Genomic DNA, 2,361 nt, shown 5'->3' with positions numbered 1-2,361 from the left:
CTATTTCATAGCCGATGTATATAGCCTTTGCTAACTGCCACATTTCAAGATCGTTCAGTGCATCTAAACCTAAATTCCATCGCAAACCGTTCTTTTGCTTTAAACAATGACTATCTACAACGTAATCCTCACCATGTAGTCTAATCGCTTGTTTAATTGCTTGTTCCTGTTCCTTCGTCACTTTTACTTTCTCCATCCTTACTACCTCCCTTTGTTATGTGAACCGTTTAATTGATTAAGTAGATCGTGCGCTTTTCCTACATAAAACGGGTCCATATCTTTTTCATGTAAATCAATAATTTCTCTAATGCCTTCAACTACATACTCTCGTTTCTTCATTTCAGCTAACAGATACTTGTATCCGTCCACTTGTTCCTCTGCTGCCATTGTGAGCCAATCGTAATCATCTAGTGGATCTAATGCTTTTCCGTACTTCTTAATGCCTTTCATTTCCTGTTCCGTAGCTCTTTCCGTAAAATCAACTACGGTATTTTCTAAATGCTTCATGTAATCCCTCCTAGAAAGGTAAATCTGAGTCATCAATATCTATTGGCTCACCATTTCCGGCAAACGGATCATTGTTTTGTTGGTTATTCTGTGCTGGTCTATTGTTTGACTGCTGATTTCCTTCACTTTTTGTTTCCAGAAACTGAATATTGTCCGCAACAACCTCAGTGACAAAAACATTTTTCCCGTCTTTATCTTCATAACTTCTGGTTTGAATTCTTCCATCTACACCAATTCGACTACCTTTTTTCATATAGTTTGCTAAGTTTTCAGCAGGCGCACGCCACGCAACACAATTTACGAAGTCGGCTGTTGCTTGACCATCCTTTTTGAAAGGTCTATCTACTGCAAGATTAAAATTCGCTACTGCTGTTCCTTGCTGCGTATATCTGAGTTCAGGATCTTTCGTTAATCTTCCAACAAGTATTGTTCTGTTCAATGTAGTTCCTCCTTATGAATATCTGTGATCTAAGTCACAGAACTTTCCGTATTCTTTAATGAATGCTAGTTCTACCGTTCCAGTAGGTCCTTGACGTTGTTTTGATATAATAATTTCGATAATGTTCTGTTTGGTTGTTTCTTTATCGTAGTAATCATCTCTGTAAAGGAAACCGATTAAATCCGCATCTTGTTCAATATTTCCGGATTCTCTAAGGTCTGACATCATCGGACGTTTATCTTGCCTTTGTTCTACACCTCTAGATAACTGAGATAGCAATATGATTGGTATATTTAACTCCTGCGCTAACAACTTTAAATCCCTAGTCATTGCCCCTACTTCTAAATCCCTGCGCTCATGTCGTCCAGATGAAGTGATTAACTGTAAGTAATCAATGATGACTAAATTATTTTTATCTGGATTATCTTGAACATTTTTTCGAATAGATGCTTTAATCTGGTTAATCGTTGTTAGCTTTTCATGAATTTTTAATCCCCAGTTCGATATTTCACCGATAGCGTTCATTGATTTGTCGTAATCTTCACTAGAGAAAATCATGGACCTCCATTTTTGAATATCTACATGACCCTCTGTTGAAATCATTCTTTCAAGTAATGATCTTGGACCCATTTCCAAACTGTAGATATGGGAAACACCACCGTTTTTGCAATGCCCTGCACCGATATTTAAAGCGAATGCTGTTTTACCAACAGATGGTCTTGCTGCAATAATGATTAAGTCGCCTGGTTGATTACCGCCTGTCATGTTGTCATAATCTTTAAATGTAGTAGGAAACCCTTTAGCTGCATCGCTTTCTGGGTTCGCCATGTCCTCAGCGATTTCAAATAAATAATCTTGCGTTGTCTTTTCTTCCGTTTGAATGCCTTCATCCTTTAATTTATCTAGCTGATTAAGTAGCTTGTGTAACGCTTCTTCGTTTGGTGATTCCATGTATTCAGCAGTTAATATCCGGCTCTGTCTGATTCGGTAATCTTCATATACTGCAGATTCATAGTTTTTTAAAGGCGCTGTACTAGGTATAGACCCTGCTAAATCTGTCAGATAGCTAACTCCTCCAACTTCATTAATGCAATTACCTAACTCTGTTACCACCGTTACGACATTGATTTCAATTTCTTTATCAGCTACTTGCTGCATAGCTTCATATATTTGTTTGTGTCTAGCTTCATAAAAGTGTTTTGGTTCTAATGTAAGTATCCCGATTAGACTACCTTCCAGAAGAACCGAACCGATGACTGACTGTTCAGCTATTGCATTATGGCTCATGACGCTTCCCCTTTATCAATTCTTGCATTTTCTTTTGAAATTCTAGCTTTTTGGATTCCGGGACCTGTGAAGCTTCTTGCTTCCATTTCTCAATTTTGTCTAGATGGTTATTTTCTTCTGGTGCATAT

Annotated in this window: 4 protein-coding genes; all 4 read right to left on the bottom strand. The window is 37.7% G+C overall.

The window, feature by feature from the left end; all coding sequences use genetic code 11:
- A partial coding sequence (locus C3938_RS00435) for a hypothetical protein (protein WP_158681502.1) occupies positions 1-196 on the bottom strand: 196 nt, incomplete at its 3' end.
- A 5-nt stretch (positions 197-201) separates the two neighbouring features.
- A complete protein-coding gene (locus C3938_RS00430) occupies positions 202-507 on the bottom strand; it encodes a hypothetical protein (RefSeq protein WP_158681501.1) in 306 nt (101 codons plus the stop codon).
- A 10-nt stretch (positions 508-517) separates the two neighbouring features.
- On the bottom strand, positions 518-946 hold the full coding sequence (locus tag C3938_RS00425) for a single-stranded DNA-binding protein (RefSeq protein WP_105101338.1): 429 nt from the start codon (positions 944-946) through the stop codon (positions 518-520).
- Between the two features lie 12 nt (positions 947-958).
- Entirely contained in the window at positions 959-2,233 is a 1,275-nt protein-coding gene (gene dnaB / locus C3938_RS00420; protein WP_105101337.1) for a replicative DNA helicase, read from the bottom strand.
- Positions 2,234-2,361: the final 128 nt, after the last annotated feature.

The sequence above is a fragment of the Microbulbifer pacificus genome (assembly GCF_002959965.1).
GTDB classification, from domain to species: Bacteria; Pseudomonadota; Gammaproteobacteria; order Pseudomonadales; family Cellvibrionaceae; genus Microbulbifer; species Microbulbifer pacificus_A.
The sequence above is the reverse complement of the archived record's forward strand: the minus strand, read 5'-3'. Positions and strand labels throughout refer to the sequence as shown.

Excerpts from the sequence above, each read along its gene's own strand:
- dnaB (WP_105101337.1), bottom strand. The coding sequence starts at position 2,233 with ATGAGCCATAATGCAATAGCTGAACAGTCAGTCATCGGTTCGGTTCTT.
- C3938_RS00430 (WP_158681501.1), bottom strand. The coding sequence starts at position 507 with ATGAAGCATTTAGAAAATACCGTAGTTGATTTTACGGAAAGAGCTACG.